This is a genomic window from Streptomyces sp. NPDC054887 (genome assembly GCF_053610585.1).
Genome location: NZ_JBSGYQ010000008.1, coordinates 91758 through 116273, shown reverse-complemented (window position 1 = coordinate 116273; position 24516 = coordinate 91758). Strand labels below are relative to the sequence as shown.

The following is a 24516-nucleotide window of genomic DNA, read 5'->3' as shown; positions in this document are numbered from 1 at the left end:
AGTGACCAGGAGCTTTCACTGACGGGGGGCCGCCCGGCCGCGCCCCTCAGGCGCGCTGGACCCAGTCCTCGTCCAGGCGGTCGGCCAGGCCGGCGGCGGTGAAGGCCGCTTCCAGGTCGTCGCGGCCTTCGGTGAAGTGGGCCCAACTGTCGTGGTGGACGGGAACCACACGGCGCGCGTCGAGTATCCGGGTGGCCTCGGCGGCCTGGACACTGTCCAGGACGACCGGCGCACCGTCGAAGAGGACAGGGAAGCGGGGAGCTCCGGCGAAGAGAATGGCGGTGTCGATTCGGGCGAAACGCACGGCGATCTCCTTGACCGCGTCGAGTGAGGCGTTGTCGCCGCTGACGTAGACGGTGGGCAGTCCCTCGCCGGTCAGGACGAAGCCGACGACCTGGCCCGTGATCGGCTCCATCTCCTCGCGCGGCCCGGGGCCGTGCACGGCGGGTACGCCGGTCACCGTCACCGTTCCGCCCTCGGGCCGCTTCAGCTCGACGGACTCCCAGTCCGCCAGTCCTGTGGCCCCGTCGCCGAGGCGCTGCCCGCCACCGGGGGTGGTCAGGGTGAGCGGGACGTCCGCGAGCAGGGCGCGGCCGGCGTTGTCGAGGTTGTCGGCGTGCTCGTCGTGCGAGAGCAGGACTACGTCGATGGGTCCCAGGTCCGCGGGGGCCGCGGTGGAGGCGGCGGTCTTCGTCAGCGTCGGGCCGGCGCTCACGTAGTCGCCGGGGCCGTCAAAGGTCGGGTCGGTCAGGAAGCGCAGACCGCCGTACTCGAAGAGGGCGGTCGGGCCACCGAAGACACGGACGGGGAACTGATCGGTCGTTGCGGAGAGAGAAGACACGACAGAAACACCTCACGGATAGATCCGATTGAACCGTGAGGTCACTGTAGCCATTTCTCACGGACAAGCACAAGCCGTACCATGAGGAATATGACCGAGCCCGTGATGGAAGAGCCCGCCCTGCCCCCCGCACAGGGCGAGGACGAGTACCTGTCCCTCGCCCTGGCCAACAGCTCGATCACACTGCCCGGCGGGCATACGATCGATTTCCTGGGGACTCCCGCACAGACCAACCACTGGCTGACGGAGCACGGGCTCGCCCCGGTCGACGCCGGCATGCTGGAGATGTGCGCGACGCTGGTGCGCTCGTTGCGCGAGCAGATCAGGTCTCTGCTGGCCGCCCGCGCTGCCGGGCTCCCCGCACTGCCCGCCGCCGTCACGGCCATCAACGACGCGATGACCCGGGTCCCCACGGCCCCGCTGCTGCAGTGGGACGACAAGAACGGCCCCTACCGCGCCACCCAACATCCCACCAGCGAGATCGTGAACCACGCGTTGGCGGTCCTGGCCGCCGATGCCGCCGACCTCCTGACCTCACCCGACGCGGAACGCCTCACCGCGTGCGGGTCCACTCCCTGCAACCGCTACCTGCTGCGGCACGGCCGCCGGCACTGGTGCTCCACGCGGTGCGGCGACCGCGCCCGCGCCGCCCGCGCGTACGCCCGCCGTACCCAACCGGGGACGGAATGACGAATTCGCCCCGCGTCACTCACGCATCAGGGCGCCTGAACCACCACGCCCACCCTTGTCGGTGTCGATGTCATAGGCGGCTGAGAGACTCGTCCGTATGCCGCTGCCCATGCCCGATGACCTGACTTCGCTCGTCCTGCGTACCGCATTCGGTGACGCGGGCTCCTGGAACGAAGTCCGAGCCGCACTCGACGCCGCCGACACGTATGGCCACGCCACGTACGTCAGCGACCCTCGCTTCGCCGAGGTCGACATACGCACGCTGGTGGATGAGGAGGCCGCGGCGGACGAAGACGACCGCATCGCCCACGTCTTCCTCGCGGATGCGACCACCATGAGCGACCCGTCGCGCCCACTGCTTGCCGTAGACCTGGGGGACGAGCCCGGACGGGCGTTCCGGGTGCCTGCCCGGTGGTTCCCGGACGTGTCGGCGAACCTCAGCATCGCCAACATGGATTTCGCCGATTTCGCCGACGCCGCTGACGGCTCGGGAACGTTTCGCGGCTTCGGGGACGGCTGACGGTGCAGCGCGGTCCTCCCCTCGCGGAGGGGAGGACCGGCAGCCGAAGGGTCAACTACTCGAAGTGGTTCAGGACCGGGCAGCGGTGTGCAGGACGGCGAACAGCCCCTGGGCACGGGTGCCGTCCGGCAGCGTCCAGGCGCCGCCGACGTGGCCGGTCGCTCCCTGCGGCAGGGCGGGCCGGCCGTCGGGAGCGGGGCGCAGGACCCTGTGCAGGCGGAGGGTGGCGCCGTTCGAGCCTGACATCTCCGTGCCGTCCCGGTCGTCCGTGGCTGCGGTGAAGTCCGCGGGGGCGGGGCCGGTACCAGTGCAGGAGCGGCTGATCTCCCGGTCCGGAGTGTCGCTGATGTTCTGGTCCTGGGCCTGGGCGCGGCCCTCGATCAGTGCGAGCAACTGGGCCACCATCACCGGGTCCTGACAGCCGTCGTAGACCCAGCGCCGCCCCAGCACTCCGTGCTCCATGGTGCCGACGAGAGCGTGTTCCGCTCCGTCGAGCGGGGCCCCGCGATAGGTGAGGGGCACCAGGTAGCCGGCCGGGCGGACACCCGAGGTGTCGGTGGCCACGATGAACTCGATCCCGACCTCGCCCTGCGGATCGTCCAACCGGAAGCCGCCGGCCTTGGCCAGTCGCGGTTCGCCACCGGCGCCTTCGTACCACGGCCGGGAGGGAAGCCATTCAGTGAGCAGGTCGAGCTTGGACGGCTTCAGGTCGGTCTGGTGGATGACGGCCATATCGAAGTTTCCCCTCCGGTGGGCAGATGAGAGCGTCCCTACCTTCCCATCTCCCCGGTGGTGGCCATCGGGTGAGCCGCCGGACGGAGTCAGCGGCCGATGTAGCAGCGGATCGCCGTACCGTCGGGGCCGGTGTGGATGCGTACCAGGTCGGACAGGTAGTGCACCAGCAGCAGGCCCCGGCCGCCCTGCTGGTCGCGGCTCGCCGGGCGGCGTCCGGCGAGCGGATCGCTCAGGTGCCCGTGGTCGCGGACCTCGCACACCAGTTGGCCGTCGTCGAACCACACCCGTATGGTGCCCGATCCACCGCCGTGCACAACGCTGTTGGTGGTCAGCTCGGCCACGATCAGGGCCACGTCCTCCAGCCGGATCCCGGAGAGGCCGAACTCGGCGGCCCGGGTGACCGCGAAGTACCGGGCGCCGGGCAGCGCGTCGGCGTCGAAGGAGACCTCTTCGGTCGTCGCCGCGTGCGCCAGGGGCTGGTTGTACCGCGCGACGACGTGCTCGGGGGCGTAGGCCGTGCTGAGCCGTTCCCGGCCGCCGGAGATGACGACGGGGTGGGTCGCGTGGGCGTCGGTGAGTACGTGCTCGTCGAGGCGTTCGGCGTCGTACGGACAGAGAATGGTGACGTCCCGGCCCTGGAACGCCGGGTTGATCAGTGCCTCGTGCTGTGCGCACGCCGGGTACTCCAGGCTGGTGCGCCCGGCCCAGATCGGCTCACCGATGATCCGCACCCGCGTCTCGCGATGGGCGTCCGCGAAGGCGCGCAGCACCCTGGGGATGATCCGTCCGGGGTTGCGCCCCACCTCGGTCATGTCGAGGAACCGTACGTCCGAGGCATCAGCGCCCAGGGCCGTTTTGAGGATCGCCAGATTCGGCCCGGGCACGGCGACCGCCACCGGCTCCCCGGCCGTCAGCCCGTCGCGGATGAAGGGCACCGTGCCGTGCAGGTACTCCTCCTCGCCCCGGTAGAACAGGGCGGGATGTACGAACGGTTCGGTCGTCTGGACAGTCATCACGACACCATCTCTACGGTGGGCAGATCCGGCCAGAACATGTCCATCATGCGCCGCAGCGCCGCCGGGGGCTCCTCCAGCACGATGCGTCGCCCCTCCGGAAGGCTCTGGGCGGCCACCGCCAGAGCGGAGACGCCGGCGATGTCGACGAAGGTGATCGCGGAAAGCTCCAAGTGGCACGCCTCTTCGTCGCTCAGGGCCAGTTGGTGCAGCGCCTGCTTCCAGGCGGGCCGTGTGGTCAGACTGATTTCGCCCACCGCTTGCCATCCTGGCCGGTCCGTCAACGGATGCACGCTCAAAGCGCCCATGGACGGGGCCGACGATGCTGCCAGCGCACCCGACTCCCCCGAACTGTCCACGCCCTCGCCCCTCGGTCACCTGCTGCCTGGGCCCCAGTATCCCCCATCGGCGGAGAGCCTCGACGGAGGCCGGGCGGCATGACCGTCGGGCCCGGTACGTCCGCCGGCCCCGGGGGCGCACGCCGCATTGACACGGATGGCACGGAGCTTCGCGTCGCCCACCGCTCGCGACCCGACCCGGGACCGGCGGGCTACGCCGGTTCGGCGCCGGCGTCGGTCGCGTCGGGGCAGTCGGCGAGCAGCAGGCGCGCCTGCTCGACGGTGGGGGCGATGGTGAAGATCTCCTTCGCCCCGACGAGCGTCAGCAGGTTGTCCAGCCGCTCGGGAATCGCGGCGAGCGCCAGAGCGCCGCCCGCCTCCTGGACCGTCTGGCGGGTCACGAGCAGCGCGCTGAACCCGCGTGAGTCACAGAACGAGATGTCCGCGCAGTCCAGCACGACGCGCCGGTAGCCGGCTTCGAGCATCTCACCGACCGCTCCGGCCAGTGGCGTCTCGCAGCCCATGTCCAGCTCACCGGCCAGCGCGAGCACCGCGTCCCGCTCCACCACCGCCGGCGTGATCACCAGCCTCTCCACCGGCACCCCACCACTCCTCTTCCTCAGCACAGCCCGTGGCCCGAAAAGGCCCGTACGTACGGTGTTGTCCCAGACTTTGCCCGGACAACGGGCCTATCTTGCCAGTACTGGCGCGGTGATACGCCGCGGCCGCACTTTCCACTCTTCTGCAAGCGCGCGCCGTGGGCCGCTCACCCGATCGGGCGATACGGTCCCGGCGCGGGCGCGAGCCACGGTGCCGTGTGCCTTCGCCCTTCCGGGGTCAGGCACAGACGGCGGTGTCGGCGTCGGGGTACAGGGGGAAGATCTGGTCGAGGCCGACGATGCGCAGGATGCGCAGCGTGTGGTCGGGGACGGCGGCGAGCGCGATGTCGGCCTGGGCCGCGTGGACGTGGTTGCGGGCGGCGATCAGGGCCGTGATGCCGCTGGAGTCGCAGAACTTCATGCCGGCCAGGTCGAGGACGAGGCGCTGCCCGGGCCGGACGGTGAGCGTGGTGAGCAGTTCGCGCAGTGTCGCGGCGTTGGTGTAGTCGAACTCGCCGGTGATCGCCAGCACGGGGCCGGCCGCGGTGTCTCGGGGGGTGATTTCCAGGGGACTCATCACTGGTTCTTCGTCGTAGGGCCGGCGGTGGGGACGCCGAGGGCGAGCAGGGCGGTGTCGTCGTCGAGGCCGTCGCCGAAGTCGTCCAGCAGGCCGGTCAGGGCCTCGATGACAGCTTGCGGGGACTTGCCGGCGTGGCCGGCGGCGAAGTCGCGCAGGGCGTCGTCGCCGTACAGGGTGGCGCGTCCATGGCCCGTGCGCGCCTCGGTGAGGCCGTCGGTGTAGAGCAGGAACGTGTCACCGGGGCCGAGGGTGGTGGTGGCGGTCGCGAAGTGCGGTGCGGACAGCACACCGACGAGGAGGCCGCCGGGGGTGGGGAGGAAGTCGGCTGTCCCGTCGGCACGCAGCACGAGGGCCGGGGGGTGGCCGCCCGAAGCGATGCGGACGGCGACCTTCCCGGTCGCCTGGTCGGGTTCGAGGATGCCGAAGATGGCGGTGCAGTAGCGCGGGTCACCGCCGCTGTAGCGCTCCTGGAGCACCTGGTTGAGGGTGTTCAGGGCGGAGACGGGGTCCGGGTCGTGCAGGGCGGCGGCGCGCAGGGTGTAGCGGGTCAGCGAGGTGACGGCGGCCGCCTGGGGGCCTTTGCCGCACACGTCGCCGAGGAAGAACGCGAAGCGCTTGCCGTCGACGGAGAACACGTCGTAGAAGTCGCCGCCGAGCCGGTCGGGTGAGGCGGTGTGGTAGTGCGCGGCCGTCTGCACACCCGGTACCGGCGGCAGGCTCGCCGGCAGCAGCGACTGCTGCAGTACCGCGAGGGCGTCCTGGAGCCGTGCACGGTCCGCCTCGGCCTGCTCCCGCGCCTCCTCCGCCGCTTTCCGGCTGCGCAGGAGCTCTTCCTCGTACGCGCGGCGGTCCTGGGCGTCGAAGACGGTGGTGCGGACCAGCAGCGGTTCTCCCGTACTGCCGTTCTTGATTACGGAGGAGACCAGCACCGGCAGCCGGTCGCCACCGGCCTGTTTGATCTCCAGCGCCACGCCGCTGATCTCTCCCTGCATGCGCAGCAGCGGCGCGAAGTGCGTCTCGTGGTACAGCTTGCCGCCCACGGTGAGCAGGTCGGTGAAACGCATCCGGCCCACCACCGCCTCCCGCTCCAGGCCGAGCCATCCCAGCAGCGTGGCGTTGATCTTGGCGATGGTGCCGTCCATCAGCGTGGACAGATACCCGCACGGGGCGTTCTCGTACAGTTCCTCGGAACTGTCCTCCAGCAGCGCGGCGAACGCCGCGTCCGACGTGGTCCCGTCGTCGGCGTCGTGCGGGTCGTGTCCCTGCCCTGTGCGGCACATCACCGCAGGCCCGCCAGGAAACCGGTGATCGCGGCGTTGGTGGCCTCGGGAGCCGACAGGTGCGGGCAGTGGCCCGTCGCGTCGAGCGTGATCAGCGTCGATCCGGGAATCGATCGGTGGACGAAGGCGCCGACCTCCCGGGGGGCGATCACGTCCTGGGTGCACTCCAGTACCAGCGTCGGCACCTTCACACGCTGGAGATCGTCCCTCGAATCGGACAGGAAGGTGGTGCGGGCGAAGACGCGCGCCATGTCCGGGTCGGTGGCGCAGAAACTGTTCTTGAGCTCGTCACCGAGCTCGGGGCGGTCCTCGTTCCCCATGATCATCGGCGCCATCACCGCCGACCATCCCAGGTAGTTGGACTCCAGCGACGCCAGCAGTTCCTCGATGTCCTGCGCGCTGAACCCGCCCCGGTAGCCGTCGTCGTCGATGTACCGCGGGGAGGGGGCGACCATCACCAGCGCCCCGATGCGTTCGGGAGCCAGGTCGGCGGCCAGCACGCCGACCATCGCGCTCACCGAGTGCCCCACGAACACCGCGTCGCGCAGGTCCAGCGCCTCGCACACCTCCACCACGTCCTGCGCGTAGCCGTCGAGGGAGGCGTAGCGGTCCGCCGAGAACGCCGAAAGGTCCGAGCGGCCCGAGCCGACGTAGTCGAACAGCACCACACGGTAGTCGTCCACCAGCGCGGGCACCGTCAGCCGCCACATGTTCTGATCACAGCCGAACCCGTGAGCGAGCACCACCGCAGGCCCTTCGGGGTTGCCCATGACGGTGACGTTGTTCCGCTGGTAGATGTCCATGCCCGCTATTCTCCCAGGCCCCGCCGGTCACTCCGTCACGGCTACTGAACCACCCCACGCCCCGCCCCGCGCCCTAACGCCCTCCTGGGCGCTGCCGCGGCACGGAGGAGCGGGTGCCCGCCGCTCCCCCGCTCATGCGCATCGTCCCTGCTCAGTTCGTAAGTGCCCCACAAGGTGGCCTGGCGCCGAAAGGGGCGGGGCCTGCGTCAGGGGGCAACGGTCTGGCGAGGTCTCGGACAGGGGCCGGCCGCTTGCCCGACGGCGCTCCCGCGGGTACGGCGCGTGTACTCGGGCGGGCTTCGGATCCCTGTCGCAGCCCTTACGGCCGGATTCAGTCACGAACCTGTTGTGTGGCTGAATCCGGTGCAATGCTGTGAGGGCGGTGATCCTCCAGCCGGCGGAGGTCTCTGGGCCCCTGCGTGCTGCCACGCGAGAGGGCCACGTCGGCCCTCCCGGCCTCCCCTCGGGAGGGCCGACGACTGTCGCGCCCGGACCGGGGGCCCGACCGGTGGTCGGCCGAATCGGCGTGTCCGCAGCCGCACCCGTGGCGTGCGGCTCGTCCCGATTCCGTGACAGAGTCCCGCTCGCGCCCAACCTCCGGCGGGGGGCGGCCGTTGTCAGGCAGTGAAACGAAACGATGACACCAGCCCCGTAGAGCCCGTCAACAACTGGCACGGCCACGCCGACCGGCCGGAAGGACCGGTGGACGAGACGCCCAGGATGGGGCGGGCGCTGAAGGTGCTGCGCCTTCTGCTGCTGGTCCTTGCCGTACTAGCCGCCGTACTGAGCTTCGCCGCCGCCCTGGCGAATCTCGCCCGGCCCTGACGGCGGGTACGCGCCGGCGGATCGGGGGGCGCCCCGGGGTGCCAGGGTGAGGCGCACTCCACGTTGATCACTCTAGGTGACAGACTGATTGCATGAAGAGTGAGAAGGGAACACCCGCGGACGGGCAGCCTTCGGCATACAGCGCGGCCCGCCAGGGGCTGCCGGTCCCGACGGCAGCGGTCACCGTGGGGGTGGAGGAGGAGTACCTGCTGGTGGATCCCGCTTCGCGGGAGCTGAGCCCGCGGGCGGACCAAGTGGCCGCGCAAGCGGCGAAGGAGCTCGGCGACCGGGTCACGACCGAGTTCACCCGCTACCAGGTCGAGGTCCGCACCGACCCGCACACCAGCCTCACCGATCTGGGCGACCAACTGCGCGCCACCCGCCACGCCGTCGCACGTGCCGCCGCGCGGCTGGGGCTGCACATCATCTCCAGCGGCACGCCCATCCTGGGGCAGCGCAACCCCCCGCCGGTTTCCTCCGGGGCCCGTTACGCCGAGAGCCTCGCCAGGTTCGGCGCGCTGGACTACGAGCAGAGCGTCTGCGCCTGCCACGTCCACGTCGGTGTACCCGACCTGGCGACGGCGCTGGAGCTGAGCAACCGTCTGCGGCCCTGGCTGCCGGCTCTCCTCGCCATGACGGCCAACTCGCCGTACTGGGCGGCGCAGGACACCGGCTACGCCAGTTGGCGCACCCTGACCTGGGGCCGTTGGCCGGCCGCCGGGCCGCCCCCGTACTTCGAGTCCCCCACCCACTACGAAGATCTGCTCGACCGCCTCGTCACCAGCGAGACGCTGCTGGACCGCGGGGGCCTCTACTGGGACATCCGCCCCTCCCACCACGTGCCCACCCTTGAGGTCCGGATCGCCGACGCGACCCCGACCGTGGGCGACACGGTGCTGCTCGCAGGGGTCGTCAAGGGCCTTGCCGTCACCGCCATGGCTGCCCTGCACGGCTCCGAACCCGCCCCGCGCCCGCAGCCGGAGATGCTGCGCGCCGCATGCTGGCGCGCCGCTCGCGACGGGCTGAGCGGACGGAGCGTTGATCTGGACACCGGCCGGCTCGAACCGGCCGCCGTACACCTGGACCGCCTGTGGGACACGGCGCTGCCCGCTGTGGCGGACGCGGACGACCGTACGCTTCTGCATGCCGCACAGAAACGCCTCGTCACCGAGGGCAACGGCGCCGATCGCCAGCGAGCGGCCTACCGCCGGCGGAACAGTCACATCGACGTCGTCGACTACCTGGTCCGGGCCGGCGCCCCCGCCCATGACCCCCGTGGCGCCGACGGCCTCCCGCTCCACGTCAGCGAGTGATGTCGGCGAGCAGCGCGCTTCCCTTGGGGGAACGCTGTGAGAGCAGTTCCCCGCCGCGCGGCAGGATCCGCGTCCAGTCGATCATCACGCGTGCGGCAGGATGGCGCCATGGCACAGCGGATCTTGCCCCCGGCGGAGTCCTGGCGGCGGATCGACGCCTGGCTGGCGACCCACGTGGCATCCCAGTCCGCCCTGCTCGGTCCGCCCGCTACGACGGATGAGATAGGTGAGGCCGAGCGCCTGCTCGGCATCCCGCTGCCCGGTGATCTCGCCGAGTCGCTGCGTTGCCACAACGGCGTGAACCAGTGGGCGACTCTCCTGCCGGAGCAGTCCCCGCTCGCGGTCAGCGGCATCGTGGAACACTGGCGCACCCGCATGGCCGTGGCGGTGGAGAACGACGGCCTGGTCTCGCGCCCGTGGGACGACGAGCCCTGGTGGCACCCGCTCTGGGTCCCCTGGGCCGAGGGCGCCGACGGGACGGCGCAGGTGATCGACCAGCGCCCCGGTCCGGACGCGGGGCGGCTCGGCTGGGCGGGCCACGGCGGAGGTGGCGACTTCACCGATTCCTGGCCCGATCTGGCGAGTTTCCTCCACGCGGTCGCGCAGGCGCTCCACCACGGCGGAGGCGTCCGCGACCTCCACCCCTACGTCACTACGGACGGGAAACTGTGGTGGGACGAGGACGGCTGCGAGGAGCTCAACGGCCGCCCGCTGCGGGCAGCCCATATCGGTCTGCCCTGACCACCGGCCGCCTCGGTCCGCGCACGGGCACGGGAGCGGCTCACCTACGGTCCACGCCCCGCGGCTCGGCCGTCCGTACGGTCCACCCCGTGCAGCGGCACGGCTCAGCCGTCCGTACGGTTCAGTTCCTCGTCCAGGGCGAGCGCCGCCATGATGAGCGCCACATGGGTGAACGCCTGCGGGAAATTGCCCAGTTGCTCGCCGGTCGGCCCGATCTCCTCGGCGAAGAGGCCGACGTGGTTCGCGTAGGTGAGCATCTTGTCGAACGCGTACCTCGCCGTCCCCGGTCTGCCCGCGCGGGCGAGTGCCCCGGCGTAAAGGAAGCTGCACAGCGAGAAGGTGCCTTCGTCGCCGCGGAGGCCGTCGGGTGAGGCGAGCGGGTCGTAGCGGTGGACGAGGCTGTCGGAGACCAGCTCGGCCTCCATGGCGTCCAGGGTCGACAGCCAGCGCCGGTCCTTCGGCGACAGGAAGCCCACGACGGGCATCAGAAGAAGGGAAGCGTCCAGGACCTCACTGTCGTAGTGCTGTACGAACGCCCCCCGCCGGGTGCTCCAGCCCTTCTCCATGACCTGCTCGAACACGGCGTCCCTGGCCGCGGTCCAGGCGGCGATGTCAGCGGGCCTCGCGAGAGCGGTGGCCAGGCGGATGCCGCGGTCGAAGGCCGTCCAGCACATCAGGCGGCTGAAGGTGAAGTCGCGGCGCCCGCCCCGGGTCTCCCAGATGCCCTCGTCGGGGCGGTCCCAGGTGCGCGCCAGCCAGTCGAGCAGGGCGCTGAACTTCCGCCAGCCGTCGTACCCGGCGAGCTGGGCCGCGTCGTGTGCGTGGCTCAGCGCGTACGCCGCCTCGCCGTAGATGTCGAGCTGGAGCTGGCCTGCGGCGTCGTTGCCGACCCGTACGGGGGCGGAGCCTCGGTAGCCCTCCAGGTGGCCGAGGACCTCCTCGCCCAGGTGCGGGTCGCCGTCCACCCGGTACATGATCTGGAGCGGTTCGCCCGTGACCGTCCCGCCCGTCACGATACGGGCGCCCAGCCAGCGCCGGAAGGCGTCTGCCTCCTCCTCGTACCCGAGGTCCAGCAGCGCCTTCACGGACAGGGACGCGTCACGCACCCAGGTGTAGCGGTAGTCCCAGTTGCGTTCACCGCCCAGGCGTTCCGGGAGCCCGGTGGTGACGGCGGCCACGGGTGCGCCGGTGGGGGCGTACGTCATCAGCTTGAGGGTGATGGCGGAGCGGTTGACCTCCTGCTGCCACCGGCCCCGGTAGCGGCTGCGGCGTACCCAGCGGTGCCAGAAGTCGTACGTGGAACCGAAGGCGTCCAGGACGGTGGCCTCGGTGGGCGGCGGCGGAGTCTCGGCGTCCGCGCCGCCGCACACGGTCAGTACCGCCGCGGCGCGCTGCCCCTGCCGGAGCGTCAGGCCGGCCCGTACGCCGTCGCCGTCGGGCAGCAGTTCCACTGGCTCCGCCGTGTCCCGGCCGATGTGGAGGAAGACCGTCGTGCCGGAACCGGTGAAGCGCGCCGCGTCCCCGCTCATGTCGAGCTCGTGTGTTCCGCGGCCGTAGTCGAACCTGGGGCGGCAGGAGAGCCGGAAGCGAACCGTGCCGCGCGTGACGCGCAGGACCCTGAAGACGCGGTGCGGGGCGGCCGGGTCCTCGGCCTCACCGAGCGGCATGAAGTCGACGACCTCGCCGACTCCTTCCTCCGTCATGAACCGCGTCACGAGGATGGCGGTGTCGGCGAGGTAGAGCTGACGCGTCGTCGCGTTGTCCGCCTCGGGGGTGATGGCGAAGTGGCCGCCCCTGTCGTGGTCGAGCAGCGCCGCGAAGAGGCTGGGCGAGTCGAAGCGGGGCGCGCAGAACCAGTCGAGGACTCCGTCCGACGAGATCAGCGCGGCCGTGCGGAGGTTGCCGATGAGCCCGTGGTCGGCGATCGGTGGGTAACGGCGCATGACATGACGTTCCCTTCGCTGACCCGACCGTCACTTCACGCTACGTCCGGGATCGTCGCCCTGCATGCGCTGGGGCGGTCGGCCTGCGGTGGGGCGAGGTCCTGACTGTGGAGCGGACGCGTCTACGGCCGGGAGCCGGGCCCGCGCCCACCGAGGGAGCGGGCCTGGCTCCCGATCGCGTCACGCCGAGGACGCGGGCCCGGCCTTCGATCGCGTCGGGCCGAGGACGCGGGCCCAGCCTCCGATTGCGCCAGGCCGAGCCGGCGCGTCGGCGCTCGGTAGCGGATGCGGCCCCCGTGCGGCCGGCCCGAACGACCGGGTCCATCGCCTCGTACAGGCGCAGCGGGACGTACGCCGTCGGGGAGCGCCGCGGCCAGGAAGGCTGTCATGGCCGCTCGGGTCGGCCGTCGCCGCACGCCTCCTCCACCAGTCACGCGCGCAGGTGACGGCTCGTACCCACGGCGGGCGGGGTGCCGAGGTCACCAGGGAGGCTCGGGGCGTGCATGGCGGCGGTGATGTTCCTGCGTACAGTCCGGGGGACTCGACCCTCGTACGCAGGTGGGTGCAGGACGGTGGGGTCGCCTGTCGTGGGGCGGCGGAAGCCGTGACGCCTGCGACGGCTGAGGGCTGCCGACGTTTGGGCGCTTGGCGCTCCGCCATGTCTTGTGGTGCTACGTCGCCCTCGGGGGATGCTCCCTGCTGAGTCCTTGGCGCCAGTCCGTCAGCCCTCGGGCTCCGCATCCTTGGACAGGGGGACCTGCCCGGTGTTCTCCACGTGCCTGGCAGCGACCCAGGCGGTCTCGTCGCGCAGCAGGTACCAGATGCCGTTGCCGTCGATGACCTGGGCGCGGACCTTGCTCCGCAGGCCGATCTGGGCATGGTGAGCGCGTGTCCCGATGATCGCGGAATCGGTGCTGGGGTACTTGCGCAGATTCACGCCGATGCCGCTGACGACGGTGCCGAACGGCTGTTGCGGGCTGGCCATCTCTTCCTCCAGGTCGTTTTTCGATCGATTGTGACTGAATAACCCCGTTTATCGGGGCGTGGTGACCGCAGAGTAGATCGCCAGAGGGGGGAAATGCTGGAGGCTGTCATATGCCGCCGGCGGGTCGCGTGAGGCATGCGTGTGATCGTTCGCGTCACGCCGCGGCCTGCTCCGGCTACGCCGAGCGGCGGCCGACGACCCTGGCCGCGCCCAGGTACGGGTAGATGCCGACACAGCCTCCTCGCGCGCCGCTGCCACAGCCGCTTCGCCCCAAGGCCCGACGACTGAGCACGTGGGCCAGGGCAGGACCCGGCGCATCGGGCCGTAGGGTGTCCATGGGCGCGACACGAGTACGAGGAGAACGAACACGTGTCTGCACCCAGCCTTGAGCACACCAGTGTCCCCGCCGACAGCGACGAGGTGACCCTGCTGATAGCCCGCCAGGTCGAGCCGGGTCACGAGGCGGATTTCGAGCGGTGGGCGAGGGGCATCCTCGACAGCGCGTCGCGCTTCCCCGGGCACCTGGGTCACGGTTTGTTCCGCTCGTCGGGTGACGGTGCTCCCTGGTTCCTCGTCCATCGCTTCCGTGACGCGGAGGCTTGCCGCCTCTGGCAGGAGTCCCCGGAACGGGCGGCGTGGTTCGCCCAGTGCGAGGGTCACCGTCACATGGAGATAGCCCGGCGAACGCTGACCGGCATGGAGACCTGGTTCGCCAAGCCCGGGTCGACCCGCCCCGCGCCACCCCGATGGAAGATGGCCGTCAGCGCCACCCTGGCGATCTACCCGATCACGCTGCTCGGCGGCTACCTCCTGGTCCCCCACCTGACCGCACTTCCGGTGGCCGTGGCCGGCGCGGTCATCGCTTGCGTCTACAACGTGCTGATGACGTACGCGGCCATGCCGACGGTGAGCCGACTGCTGCGGGGCTGGCTCAGCGGGTGACATCGGTTCGGCCACCAGGCGGTTCCGGTCCACAACTGGTTGATGAGGTGGCCGTCTCACGGTCCAGTGCCGCGTACGGGGTGCAGGTACTGGTCCCTCGATCGGGTCCTGACGAGGGTGCCGGCCGCACCAAGCATGATCCGCTTCGTCAGGGTGCGCCGCCGCGCCGGGGCGGTGTGCGACCTCGCCCGGGTCGCGTACCGGTCGGCCGGGCAGCGGAACGCGCCCCCGACACCGCGTCCCCTCCCGGACCAGCCGGGTGGCCAGTCGTCCACGGAACTGCCAGCGGCCTTCCCGGGACAGGACTGGGACAGCGATGCTGAACCGGTGCCAGGACAACGAAAGAGGAAGCGGCGACAAGGGGGCCGGAGCGGACGAGTAGTCGATCGTCCCGACGCCGGTCACTGGGAGGTCGTCTTCGAGACGCAGGACGAGTCGGAATGGCGCGCCCACCTCCACCGGTTGCGTTCCACGGAGCAGCGAATTGACTGGTCGACAGCGCGCCTGGACATGTTCTGTGGGCGACTGGCACAGCCGACCACCTACCGGCTGAGTTTCTTTGTCCCGGCGGGATCACCAAGTGCGGGCAGTCCGCAGGAGTGAAGACGAGCCGATGTCGCGACGCTCAGTGGCCAGTGGCGTCGTGAGCAGGGTGCTTCACCGGCCGGGCCCCCAAGGTCCACTGTCGGACCCGGCTCCTACGATGAGCTCATGGCACACGGTGAGGATGTGGTGCACCCGTTCGGGACACCCGCGGGGACGCACAGGTGCGGCCTCCGCTGACCGACCAAGCGATCGCGGAGGCCGAGCGCCTGCTGGGCGTCGCACTTCCCAGCTCCCTGCTCGACCTCCTCAGCGAACAGGATGGCGGGCCGGTCGCACCCAGTTTGGCCGCCTTCCCGACAAGCCGGCCCACCTCATGGGCTCCTGATCACGTCCCCTTCGACTTCGTGATGGGCATCGGCCGCTGTGAGCAGTCCCTTTGCCTGCTCGACAGCCCGTACCTCGTCGAGGAATGGGGCCTGCCCACGGACGTAGTGCCGATCTCAGGTGGCGGCCACTACTGGATAGCGCTGGATTACCGGACCTGCGGCCGGCAGGGCGAGCCGTCGGTTGCCTGGTTCGACGCGGACGGCATCCCAGAATTGGCCCTCGCTCCGGACTTCCACTCCTTCGTAGAGGGCCTCACCTCCGACGCCAACTTCGGCAGTTAACGATGCCAGGGGCCCGCGACCGACCGCCGACGAAGCGAACCGTCGGCACCTCGTGGCCTCATCCGTCTTCGACCGACCGGTCCCTTCACTGAGCCGCTGATGTCTCCGGCCGGTCCAGCCAACGGCCACCCAGGCGGCGAAAAAGAATGCCGCAGCGACGACACCCGCGACGGTGTCGGTGGAGACGAGCGCGAGCAGGGCGGCGACCAGGACCATCGTCCCGGCTGACGACGCCGTGAAGGAGTCGGCACGCAGGACGCCGCGCAGGAAACGTGAGGACGGGGTGTCGGTCATGCCATCTCCATTCTGCGGCGGCTGGGACCTGTCGTGATCAACAGCGAGACAGGAGGCTGCTACTCCCGTCACCGCGCGATTGTGGTGCACGCGGTGACGGAGTGCGAGAGGTACGTCGACTGGTGGCGGCCACGGCGCCGCATCCTCGCCCCCCTTCGTGGTTGGCGCGCCGACTCGCTGTGAGCCCTTGCCGGCCGAAGCGGGCACCAGCGACGCCTCCAGCACGCCACGTGAGCCGCAGGCTCGCTCAACGCCTGGTTGTAGCCGGCCGGTTCCTGCGGATGACTGTCCTGCTCAGTACGGCGGTCGCCGGGGCCGCCCTTGAACGGCACGGCCGATACCCCGCACCCTCCCGTCGATGGCGGCGCTGAAGCCGGCCGGGCCGACCCCGTGAGGCCCCGGCAGGACGGTGACGCGGCAAGCGGAACGGAGCTTGTTCAGAACCTTGCCAGTTCAACAGAGGCCGCCCTATCCTCCGAGCAAGAAAGCGCTTTCTGCACCACGTACTTCCCTCCGTCCGGAGTGCGTCGCGGCACCCGCTGCGGCGTTGCGCGTGAGCGGCCACCGGTCCGCGCGTTCGGTCCCACTGCGGACATCGACGTGCCATGGAACGAAGGACGCACACAACAACAAGAAACACCGCACCGTCCCGCACCGTCACACCATCGGCGACTGCCACCAGTAGGTGGTCGCCGGTCACACCGCTCAGCTCGACGATCGTCTGTGCAGGCAGGCCTCCTTCCCCCAACAGGGCCTGCTGATACGGACATTGCAGCGACGAGCGGCATCGTTCGGCAGTCAGCCGGAGCACCGCAGCCGGGCCCACCCCTACGGCAGTGTCGGCCACTTCGGCGTACAGAGCTGCCCAAACGACCACGGCACCACTCAGCAGCAACACCTGTCATTCAACGACGAAGACGAAAGGTGAGACGAGCATGAGGCGACCAGTCACACTGCAACTCTGCGCGGCACTGGCCACGATGGCCCTCGCGGCCGGCACAGGCATGGTGTTGTCCACGCCCGAGGCGTCGGCGGCGACGAGCAGCGCCACCGGCTACGCGACCCAGAACGGCGGGACCACAGGCGGTGCGGGCGGGCAGACCGTGCGTGCCACTACCGGGACCGCGATCCACGCGGCCCTGTGCGGCCGGGCCAGTAGCACCACCCCGATCACCATCCAGGTGGAGGGGACCATCAACCACGGCAACACCAGCAAGGTTTCGGGCACAAGTTGCAGCACCGCCGACGGCGTCATCGAGCTCAAGCAGATCAGAAACGTCACGATCGTCGGCGTCGGCAGCGGAGCCGTCTTCGACCAGTTGGGCATCCACATCCGCGACGCCGGCAACATCATCATTCAGAACGTGACCGTGCGGAACGTCAAGAAGTCGGGCTCGCCCATATCCAATGGCGGTGACGCCATCGGCATGGAGAGCAACGTCCGGAACGTCTGGGTCGACCACGTCACCCTGGAGGCGTCCGGTGGCGAGTCGGAGGGGTACGACGGCCTCTTCGACATGAAGGACAACACGCAGTACGTGACCCTCTCCTACAGCATCCTGCGCAACTCCGGACGCGGTGGTCTCGTCGGGTCCAGTGAGAGCGACCTCTCGAACGGCTTCATCACGTATCACCACAACCTGTACGACAACATCGACTCCCGCGCCCCCCTGCTGCGTGGCGGCACTGCGCACATCTACAACAACTCGTACGTGAAGCTGAACGAGTCCGGCATCAACTCCCGCGCCGGAGCGCGCGCCAAGGTGGACAACAACCACTTCAAGGACTCGAAGGACGTCCTGGGCACCTTCTACACCGACGCGGCCGGGTACTGGCAGGTCAGCGGCAACATCTTCGACAACGTCACCTGGTCCCCCCGCAGCGCCGAGCACAACCCGGCCGGCCCGAATCCGCAGTCCAACACTACTGTCAGCATCCCCTACTCCTACTCCCTCGACGCGGCCAGTTGCGTGCCGAGCGTCGTGAGTCAGACAGCGGGCGCCAACAAGGGTCTCCGTGTGTCGGACGGCAGCTGCTCGCCCCAGACGCCCACGCCCACACCGACACCGACACCGACGAACCCCACGCCCGGACCCACTACCCCCACGCCCACCCCCACCCCGACCCAGCCCGGCGGAACCAACCTCAGCATCGGGGCCGGCTCGGACGGCTCCAGCAAGGCCGACGGCACCAGCTACGGCAGCGTGCGGGACGGCAACATGAGCACCTACTGGTCGCCGGCGGGGTCGACCGGCGCCGTCTCGATCAAGTGGAGCTCCCCCACCACGGTGTCCAAGATCAACATCAGGGAGGCGTCAGCCGCCGCGGGCCGGATCGGCTCCTGGAGGGTCGTCAACGGTGACACCGGCGCCGTCCTGACCACCGGCAGCGGCGCGGGCGCCATCACCCTTCCCCGCACCACGCTGAACAAGGTCACCTTCGAGATCACCAGCTCGAACGGCACGCCGCAGGTCGCCGAGTACGAGACGTACGCGGGGTAGAGGCCCTGCCGACAGCACAACCCGTAACTGCCCGGCGGGTCCGACGTCCCTCGGACCGCCGGGCAGCGGCGGGCTCGGGCGTCGAGCCCGTGACCTGTTCCGCGCCGCCGGTGAGCGGAAGCCGTAGATCAGAAGGCCGCCGGCGCCTCCGCCGCCCGCGCCTCCGTCCTGGAGCGGGCGGCGAGCGCCTCCTCGACCGTGGCACACGTAGGGGTGACGGCACTCATGCCCGTGATCTCCAGCAGCCGACGGACGGCAGGGGCGGGTGCGACAAGGTAAAGGTGGTCGTTGGCGAGCCGCGTCTCGCGATTGGCCTTGACCAGGACGTTCAAGCCCGACGAGTCGATGAAGTCGAGACCGGAGAGATCCAGCACCAGGTGACGCCGCCCATGGGCGATCTGATTGGCCAGGTGATGGTTGAGCAGCGTCGACGTGTCGAAGTCGAGATCGCCGCCGACCGTCATGACCGCGGTGTCGGGGTCGGGGATCTCGACTTCTACGTTGAGGTTGCGCGTCTCAGCGGTCACGGGCTCTCACCTTCGTAAAATCTGAATAATTCTGGGCCAGGCGTGTACGTCTGGGTACGCGACTTCCCCGTGGCGCGGTTGTCAATCCGAGAAACGGCACCTCTTGGCGGTCCGCCCCCGCACGCGGCCGGAGTCTTCCCGTCGCATCAGGCCGGGGCGGCGCGCGTCCGACTTGATAGGCAAGCAGTCACTTGCCTATGGTGGAGTCATGGCGGAAGACGTCTTCAAAGCGCTGGCCGATCCCACACGTCGGCGCATATTGGACGAGCTGACGGAGCAGGACGGCCAGACCCTGTTCGAGATCTGCACGCGACTGGTGACCAAGCACGGCCTGGGGCTGTCCCGCCAGGCGATCAGCCAGCACCTGGCCGTACTGGAATCCGCTGGGCTGGTTCTCTCGCGACGCGAGGGCCGCTACAAGTTCCACGATCTGAACACCGAACCCCTTGAGCGCATCGCCACACGGTGGCTCAGGTCAGATGCACCGGAGGGCACCCCATGAGGATTCATCTGTCCAGCGTCTTCGTCGACGACCAGGAGAAGGCCCTGCGCTTCTACACCGACGTGCTCGGCTTCGTGAAGAAGACCGAGGTCCCGGTGGGCGAGGACCGTTGGCTGACCGTGGTCTCGCCGGAAGATCCCGACGGGACCGAACTGCTGCTTGAGCCGGACGGTCATCCCGCGGTGAAGCCGTACAAGGAGGCGCTGGTCGCAGACGGCATTCCGGCCACGTCCTTCGCCGTGGACGACGTGCACGCGGAGTTCGACCGACTGGCCGCGCTCGGGGTGCGGTTCACCCAGGCACCGTTGGAAATGGGTCCGGTCACCACAGCGGTGCTGGACGACACGTGCGGCAATCTGATCCAGATCGTGCACAGCAAGTAGGAACGGCCGCGCAGGGCGCGTGCCCGCACGGACGTTGGCCGCCGTGAGTCTGATTCACACGTCCGCAGGAGTATTCCAACTTCCGTGAAGGTCGGACCGTGCTCTCGCGTCACCACGCCGCACGAGCAGGCCGGCGTGATCACATGCCAGTCGCAGGTCACGGTCCACGGGGTGTTCGTACCCCCGCATCCCGGGCAGCCGACGGTCTCGGCCGTCCACACCCTGGGGCGGGCCTTCCGTAGCGACGTAAGCGGCCCGCGTACGGGACCTGCCAGGGCACGGCCTCGGGTGTGCGTGGCGCCATCCCGGGCGGGCATCCTGCGGTCGGCCTTCGCAGCGGGGCCGGCCCTTGCGCTCCGCACCGGTCCGCTTAGTAACGCTTCTTCGGCAGCCGGCCCCAACCCGGCCTCAGGCCGTGACCAAGGGCTGAGGGCTGACGGCTGAGGACGACCGCATGGCGCCGACGGCCAGGAAGGCGGCACGGCGAAGGCCGACTCGCGTCGTCGCAGGGCACCTCGTAAGCGGCACGTCCCCGGCGTCGGTCAGGCGAAGACCACGCACGCCGCGGCCGGAATCTCCACCGCGCCGGCGCGGCTCAACCGGCCGCTCTCCGCGTCGACGTCGAACCATGTGACGTCCCCCGACCACTCGTTGGCCACGTACAGCCGGCGCTCCGAGGGGTCGGCCACCAGGTCGCGCGGCCACACCCCGCCGCATTCCGCGCTGCTCGTGAGCCGGGGCTTCTCGGCGCCGTCGGCGAGGGAGTACGTCAGGATCGTGTTGCCGCCGCGCACCGCGGCCCGTACGAAGCGCCCGTCGGACGGGACGGAGACCACGGAGGGGTACAGGCGCTCCCCTGCGGCGGCGCCCTCCGGGTCGATGGCGACCTCGGCCAACGACTCCAGCTCCCCGGACGCCGGATCGAAACGGCACACGGTCATCTGCGGTTCCAGCTCGTGCAGTACGTACACCACGTCGCCGGCCGGGTGAAAGGCGAGGTGACGCGGGCCCGACCCGGCACGGAGGGGCGTTTCCGCCCGTACCCGGAGTGCGCCCGACGCTTCGTCGAGTGCGCACACCCGGACCGAATCGGTGCCCAGGTCCACGGTGAGCACCCAACGGCCGCTCGGGTCCGGCAGCACGTGGTGGGCGTGCGGCCCCTGTTGCCGCTCGCCGTCGGGACCGGAACCGTGGTGCTCGAGCACGGCGGGCGGCCCCGAGATGCTGCCGTCCGGGTTCGTCCGGAAGCTGCTGACGCTGCCGGAGCCGTAGTTGGCGGTGAGCAGGCGTCGGCCGGCCAGGCTGAGGTGGGTGGGGCCGCGGCCGCCCGCGTACACCGCAGGGCCGAGGGCGGTGAGGCCGCCGTCCGACCCGATACGGAAGGCCGCGACCGCGCCCGGCTCCGTATCGCTCACGGCGTAGAGGACTCCGCTCGCCGCGTCGAGGGCGAGACAGGAGGGGTTGGCGACGGAGTCGACCGACGTACGCGGGGTCAGCGCCCCGGTCGCCGCGTCGACGGATGCGACCGTGATGCCGCGGCCACCGCCGGAGGTGAACGAACCGATGTATGCCCAGCGCACAGGGGGCCCTTCTTCTGTTGCGGACGACTGGCTGGGCACTGTAGGCACGCCCCGGGGGTGTGAGCGGCGCCACACGCCGACCTCGCGAGTGAGTGGCCCCCATTGCCCTACGCGTAGCCCGCACCGGACGTGACCCGTATCACTGGGCGGGCTTCGATGGCCGGGAGCATGGGAGCCGCTGAGCTCGGCCGGGCGGGCGGGCGTGTGCTTCCGTCTCGCGCGACGGGCGGGCACGCGTTTTACGCCTGGCGCGACGAAGGGCCGAGCGTTTCCGCCTTTACGGAAGAACCCCTGTCGCACTGGCCCCAGATGCCCAAGCCCGCAACGACTTCCATGCCAATGTCGGAAATATCACTCTCCCGACCCGTACGCTTCACCCACGTCCAGTGCGTAGCCTTTCGCCTAGCCAGCGCGGCCCAAGCAAGCATCTGGAGCTCCTGTAGTGGAAGGCGTCACCCGCGACCCGCTTGTCCCCGGGCAAGCCGTCCCCGAGGCACTCACCGACAGTGAGCTCCCCCTGCCCGCGCCGACCGCGCTCAGTGCCCGCGTTCCCGCGCAGGCGGGGCCGGTCTCCGTACCCGCTCCCACCGCTCCTGACACCGCGCGCCGGGACGTTCTGCGGCGGGCGGCCGCTCAGGTCCTCTCGGACAACTGGACCGGCGCGTCGACGGTTCCGTCCCTCAGCCTCTACCCGCACCAGTGGAGCTGGGACTCCGCCTTCATCGCGATCGGGCTGCGTCACGTGTCGCCGGAACGAGCCCAGCAGGAGCTGGAGACGCTCCTCGCCGCCCAATGGGCCGACGGCCGCATCCCCCACATCGTGTTCAATCCCGCCGTGCCGCTCCAGGCGTACTTCCCCGGTCCCGACTTCTGGCGGTCCTCCACCGCAGGCGGGGAAGCGGGCGCGCCCGTCGCCCGTGAGACGTCCGGCATCGTGCAGCCACCCGTACACGCGCTGGCCGCCCTGCTGGTTCACCGCAGTGATCCGGACGCGTCACGTCGCAGGGGGTTCCTTGAGCGAGTCCGTCCGGCTCTGACCGCCTGGCACGACTATCTGACCGACTGCCGCGACTTCGGTGGCCACGGGCTCGCCGCCGTACTTCACCCGTGGGAGTCGGGAATGGACAACAGCCCCTGTTGGGACGGGCCGCTCGGCAGGGTCGAGCCCGCGCCCGCCGGATCGTTCCGCCGGGCCGACCTGAGTCACGGTGCGGCCTCCGACCGGCCCACCGACCTCGACTACGGCCGTTACGTCAGCCTGGCTGCGCAGTACAGGGACGGGGGCTACCGCGACAAGGGCGCCCAGCACGCGTTCGTGGTCGAGGACCCCGGGTTCAACGCCCTGCTCATCCTGTCCGAGTACGCCCTGGCCGACATCGCGCAGGAGCTGGGAGAGGACGCGGAGCACCACCGTTCGCGGGCACGCCGCCTGACCGCGGCGCTGACGCGGCGGCTGTGGAGCGAGGACGCCGGACTCTTCCTCTGCCGGGACGTACGGACGGGTGCCGCGCTTCCGGAGAAGAGCGTCACCGGCCTGGTGCCGCTGGTGGTCCCCGACCTGCCGGAGTCCGTGGCCCGGGCACTGGTGCGGACCATGACGGGGCGGCACTTCGGCCTCGGCAGCACGACGCGGCTGGTGCCCAGCTTCGACGTGCGGGACCCGGCGTTCGACACCTCGCGCTACTGGCGCGGGCCGGCCTGGTTCAACGTCAACTGGCTGCTGGAGCGGGGGCTGCGGGAGCACGGCATGACCGACCTGGCCGACACCGTGCGGCAGGCCGTGCTGGACACGGCCGGCGCGTCCGGTTTCGCCGAGTACGTCGATCCACGGACCGGACGGGCCTGCGGCACGAGGCATTTCAGCTGGACCGCCGCCGCCGTCCTGGACCTCCTCACCCGGACTCCGGCCCCCCGGTAAGGGCGTCAACGGGTCGAACACCCGGCGCACTTAAGAGAATTTCCCACGGCAGGACCGACCCCTCGGGAGCCGCATCGTCCGCGAGGGCCGGGCAAGGCGTGGACCGGCCTCGCGCTGCGGGCCGTCCGTCCGCTGCTGCCGCCCTCGGGGCGCGGGCCGGCGAGGGCCGAGGACGGCTGGTGGTTCAGTGCGGGTTCGGGCCGGAGGGAGTCCCGGTCCAGCGGTGGAGGGTTTCGGTCGTGTCGTCGTAGGTGAGCCAGGTTCCGTCGCCGAGCGGGCGTACGTAGCTGTCGACGGGGCCCGCGGGATACGTGACCGTTCCCTGTATCTCCAGCGTGCGGGCGTCGAGCAGCCAGTGGCGGGCTTGTTCCGGGTCTTCGTCGGCGTCGACCGTGGAGGCGATGACGGTGTCGGCGTCGACGAATCCGCAGCCGTAGTCCCAGCGGGGCGGGTCCTCGTCGTCGGCCGGTTCGAGCGCCGCCTCGGCGAGCACGGTGCCGTCCAGGGCGTGCAGGGCCAGGTCCTCTCCCGAGTGTTCGACCGTCAGGAAGCCCGGATGCGCCGGGTGGGCGTCCGCCAGGATGCGGTCCATGGTGTCGTTGAGATTCCAGCCGGTGAGTACCCGACCGTCCCAGCGCGCCCAGTGGAGCAGGACGCCGTCCTGTCCCATGCCGATGCACAGACCCATGTGGACACCGTCGGGGTGGGAGAGGTGCTGTGAGCCGGAGGCCGCGCTGTCCAGCGGCAGCCGGGCCAGTTCGTTTCCGTTCCTGGCGTCCAGGACGACCCAGCGCTCCTGCCGGTCCCCCACCGCGGGCTCGACCACGACGTGCGCCCAGACGAGCCGGCCGTCGTCGGAGACCCGGCATGAGCCGTGCTCGAGGCCGCGGCACACCTGCTGCTCGTCCCCCGTGTGCGGATGGTCGGTCTCGGACCCCCAGCAACCGTGCCGGTACTCCCACAGCGTCCGGCCTCCCACGCCGACGGCCCGAACCGCGCGCTGGCCGGAGAACACCGCGAACGTGTCGTCGGGGCTCACCGAGTGGGCGCCGCGGTCCCACCCGGGCCAGGGCGCGGGGAAGACGGCGGCCGGCGCCCGTTCCCCCGCGAAGATGTCGTACAGGTCGTAGACCTCGAGCTCATGCCCGTTCCACAGGAGGGCGCGGCTCGGCCCGCTTCCGCGGGTTTCGAAGGCGAACCCGTTGACCAGTGCGCCCCCACCCGGCAGGCTCACCGAGTCGCGCAGTTGTGCGGTGATCGACATGCTCCGAAGGTAGCCGACCGCACTGACAGTCCCCGTCGGCGTCAGAAGGTCGAGGAATCGGCCGTGCGGTGGAACCGGGACTGCAGACGCAGCCGCGCCGGTCGCCCCGACAGCCGCCCCGGCGGCGGTCCGGAGCCAACGCTGCTCGTGCCGAGCCGGGGCGCGGAGCGCAAGTGGCGCAGATC

At 70.4% G+C, this 24516-nt stretch carries 23 protein-coding genes and 1 pseudogene; 11 read left to right on the top strand and 13 right to left on the bottom strand.

Going from position 1 to position 24516, the window contains the following annotated elements:
* Positions 1-46: 46 nt before the first annotated feature.
* On the bottom strand, positions 47-841 hold the full coding sequence (locus ACWGH0_RS06945) for an MBL fold metallo-hydrolase (protein WP_453403109.1): 795 nt from the start codon (positions 839-841) through the stop codon (positions 47-49).
* A 90-nt stretch (positions 842-931) separates the two neighbouring features.
* On the opposite strand from ACWGH0_RS06945, the gene ACWGH0_RS06940 reads away from it, so the two are divergent.
* Both ACWGH0_RS06940 and ACWGH0_RS06935 read left to right on the top strand, forming a co-directional pair.
* Positions 932-1531 (top strand): CGNR zinc finger domain-containing protein, encoded by a 600-nt coding sequence (locus ACWGH0_RS06940; RefSeq protein ID WP_453403108.1) that lies wholly within the window; start codon positions 932-934, stop codon positions 1529-1531.
* 97 nt (positions 1532-1628) lie between these two features.
* Positions 1629-2051, top strand: coding sequence for a DUF6924 domain-containing protein (locus tag ACWGH0_RS06935; protein WP_453403107.1), 423 nt, complete (start codon positions 1629-1631; stop codon positions 2049-2051).
* A gap of 69 nt (positions 2052-2120) precedes the next feature.
* Here the strand turns inward: ACWGH0_RS06935 and ACWGH0_RS06930 are convergent, their stop codons facing one another.
* From ACWGH0_RS06930 to ACWGH0_RS06900, 7 genes are all read right to left on the bottom strand, one after another.
* On the bottom strand, positions 2121-2783 hold the full coding sequence (locus ACWGH0_RS06930; RefSeq protein WP_453403106.1) for a maltokinase N-terminal cap-like domain-containing protein: 663 nt from the start codon (positions 2781-2783) through the stop codon (positions 2121-2123).
* 89 nt (positions 2784-2872) lie between these two features.
* Entirely contained in the window at positions 2873-3799 is a 927-nt protein-coding gene (locus ACWGH0_RS06925; RefSeq protein ID WP_453403105.1) for an anti-sigma factor RsbA family regulatory protein, read from the bottom strand.
* Positions 3799-4056, bottom strand: coding sequence for an STAS domain-containing protein (locus ACWGH0_RS06920; protein ID WP_453403104.1), 258 nt, complete (start codon positions 4054-4056; stop codon positions 3799-3801). Before ACWGH0_RS06920 ends, ACWGH0_RS06925 begins: the two co-directional genes overlap by 1 nt.
* Positions 4057-4349: 293 nt before the next feature.
* On the bottom strand, positions 4350-4739 hold the full coding sequence (locus ACWGH0_RS06915; RefSeq protein ID WP_453403103.1) for an STAS domain-containing protein: 390 nt from the start codon (positions 4737-4739) through the stop codon (positions 4350-4352).
* 235 nt (positions 4740-4974) lie between these two features.
* Positions 4975-5313: an STAS domain-containing protein gene (locus tag ACWGH0_RS06910; protein WP_453403102.1), complete on the bottom strand. Its 339-nt coding sequence runs from the start codon at positions 5311-5313 to the stop codon at positions 4975-4977.
* A complete protein-coding gene (locus ACWGH0_RS06905; protein WP_453403101.1) occupies positions 5313-6596 on the bottom strand; it encodes a PP2C family protein-serine/threonine phosphatase in 1284 nt (427 codons plus the stop codon). Before ACWGH0_RS06905 ends, ACWGH0_RS06910 begins: the two co-directional genes overlap by 1 nt.
* A complete protein-coding gene (locus tag ACWGH0_RS06900; RefSeq protein WP_453403100.1) occupies positions 6596-7399 on the bottom strand; it encodes an alpha/beta fold hydrolase in 804 nt (267 codons plus the stop codon). Before ACWGH0_RS06900 ends, ACWGH0_RS06905 begins: the two co-directional genes overlap by 1 nt.
* A 624-nt stretch (positions 7400-8023) precedes the next feature.
* On the opposite strand from ACWGH0_RS06900, the gene ACWGH0_RS06895 reads away from it, so the two are divergent.
* The 3 genes from ACWGH0_RS06895 to ACWGH0_RS06885 all read left to right on the top strand — a co-directional run bounded on the left by ACWGH0_RS06895 (position 8024) and on the right by ACWGH0_RS06885 (position 10278).
* Positions 8024-8224 carry a hypothetical protein gene (locus tag ACWGH0_RS06895; protein ID WP_453403099.1) on the top strand — a complete coding sequence of 67 codons (201 nt, stop codon included), beginning with the start codon at positions 8024-8026 and terminating at the stop codon, positions 8222-8224.
* A gap of 92 nt (positions 8225-8316) precedes the next feature.
* Positions 8317-9537: a carboxylate-amine ligase gene (locus tag ACWGH0_RS06890; protein WP_453403098.1), complete on the top strand. Its 1221-nt coding sequence runs from the start codon at positions 8317-8319 to the stop codon at positions 9535-9537.
* Positions 9538-9645: 108 nt separating this feature from the next.
* Positions 9646-10278, top strand: coding sequence for an SMI1/KNR4 family protein (locus ACWGH0_RS06885; protein ID WP_453403097.1), 633 nt, complete (start codon positions 9646-9648; stop codon positions 10276-10278).
* 104 nt (positions 10279-10382) lie between these two features.
* On the opposite strand, the pseudogene ACWGH0_RS06880 reads toward ACWGH0_RS06885, so the two are convergent.
* Both ACWGH0_RS06880 and ACWGH0_RS06875 read right to left on the bottom strand, forming a co-directional pair.
* Positions 10383-12227, bottom strand: a pseudogene (locus ACWGH0_RS06880) (glycoside hydrolase family 15 protein); the annotation flags it as partial.
* A 715-nt stretch (positions 12228-12942) separates the two neighbouring features.
* The gene (locus tag ACWGH0_RS06875; RefSeq protein WP_453403096.1) at positions 12943-13206 is read right to left on the bottom strand and encodes an SH3 domain-containing protein; all 264 of its coding nucleotides are present in this window, start codon (positions 13204-13206) and stop codon (positions 12943-12945) included.
* A gap of 369 nt (positions 13207-13575) precedes the next feature.
* Between ACWGH0_RS06875 and ACWGH0_RS06870 the strand changes: the two genes are divergently transcribed.
* From ACWGH0_RS06870 to ACWGH0_RS06860, 3 genes are all read left to right on the top strand, one after another.
* Positions 13576-14148, top strand: coding sequence for an antibiotic biosynthesis monooxygenase (locus ACWGH0_RS06870; protein ID WP_453403095.1), 573 nt, complete (start codon positions 13576-13578; stop codon positions 14146-14148).
* A gap of 767 nt (positions 14149-14915) precedes the next feature.
* Positions 14916-15362 (top strand): SMI1/KNR4 family protein, encoded by a 447-nt coding sequence (locus tag ACWGH0_RS06865; protein ID WP_453403094.1) that lies wholly within the window; start codon positions 14916-14918, stop codon positions 15360-15362.
* A 1229-nt stretch (positions 15363-16591) separates the two neighbouring features.
* Positions 16592-18157 carry a pectate lyase family protein gene (locus ACWGH0_RS06860; protein WP_453403093.1) on the top strand — a complete coding sequence of 522 codons (1566 nt, stop codon included), beginning with the start codon at positions 16592-16594 and terminating at the stop codon, positions 18155-18157.
* A 128-nt stretch (positions 18158-18285) separates the two neighbouring features.
* On the opposite strand, the gene ACWGH0_RS06855 is transcribed toward ACWGH0_RS06860, so the two are convergent.
* Positions 18286-18684: an STAS domain-containing protein gene (locus ACWGH0_RS06855; RefSeq protein ID WP_453403092.1), complete on the bottom strand. Its 399-nt coding sequence runs from the start codon at positions 18682-18684 to the stop codon at positions 18286-18288.
* A 208-nt stretch (positions 18685-18892) separates the two neighbouring features.
* Between ACWGH0_RS06855 and ACWGH0_RS06850 the strand changes: the two genes are divergently transcribed.
* Both ACWGH0_RS06850 and ACWGH0_RS06845 read left to right on the top strand, forming a co-directional pair.
* Positions 18893-19186, top strand: a complete 294-nt coding sequence (locus ACWGH0_RS06850) for an ArsR/SmtB family transcription factor (RefSeq protein WP_453403091.1) — start codon at positions 18893-18895, stop codon at positions 19184-19186.
* Positions 19183-19569, top strand: coding sequence for a VOC family protein (locus ACWGH0_RS06845; protein WP_453403090.1), 387 nt, complete (start codon positions 19183-19185; stop codon positions 19567-19569). The genes ACWGH0_RS06850 and ACWGH0_RS06845 overlap by 4 nt, the downstream gene beginning before the upstream one ends.
* 542 nt (positions 19570-20111) lie before the next feature.
* On the opposite strand, the gene ACWGH0_RS06840 is transcribed toward ACWGH0_RS06845, so the two are convergent.
* A complete protein-coding gene (locus ACWGH0_RS06840; RefSeq protein ID WP_453403089.1) occupies positions 20112-21149 on the bottom strand; it encodes a lactonase family protein in 1038 nt (345 codons plus the stop codon).
* Positions 21150-21666: 517 nt separating this feature from the next.
* Here ACWGH0_RS06840 and ACWGH0_RS06835 point away from each other — a divergent pair.
* Positions 21667-23067: an amylo-alpha-1,6-glucosidase gene (locus ACWGH0_RS06835; RefSeq protein WP_453403142.1), complete on the top strand. Its 1401-nt coding sequence runs from the start codon at positions 21667-21669 to the stop codon at positions 23065-23067.
* Between the two features lie 184 nt (positions 23068-23251).
* On the opposite strand, the gene ACWGH0_RS06830 is transcribed toward ACWGH0_RS06835, so the two are convergent.
* Positions 23252-24331 (bottom strand): hypothetical protein, encoded by a 1080-nt coding sequence (locus ACWGH0_RS06830; RefSeq protein ID WP_453403088.1) that lies wholly within the window; start codon positions 24329-24331, stop codon positions 23252-23254.
* Between the last annotated feature and the right edge of the window lie 185 nt (positions 24332-24516).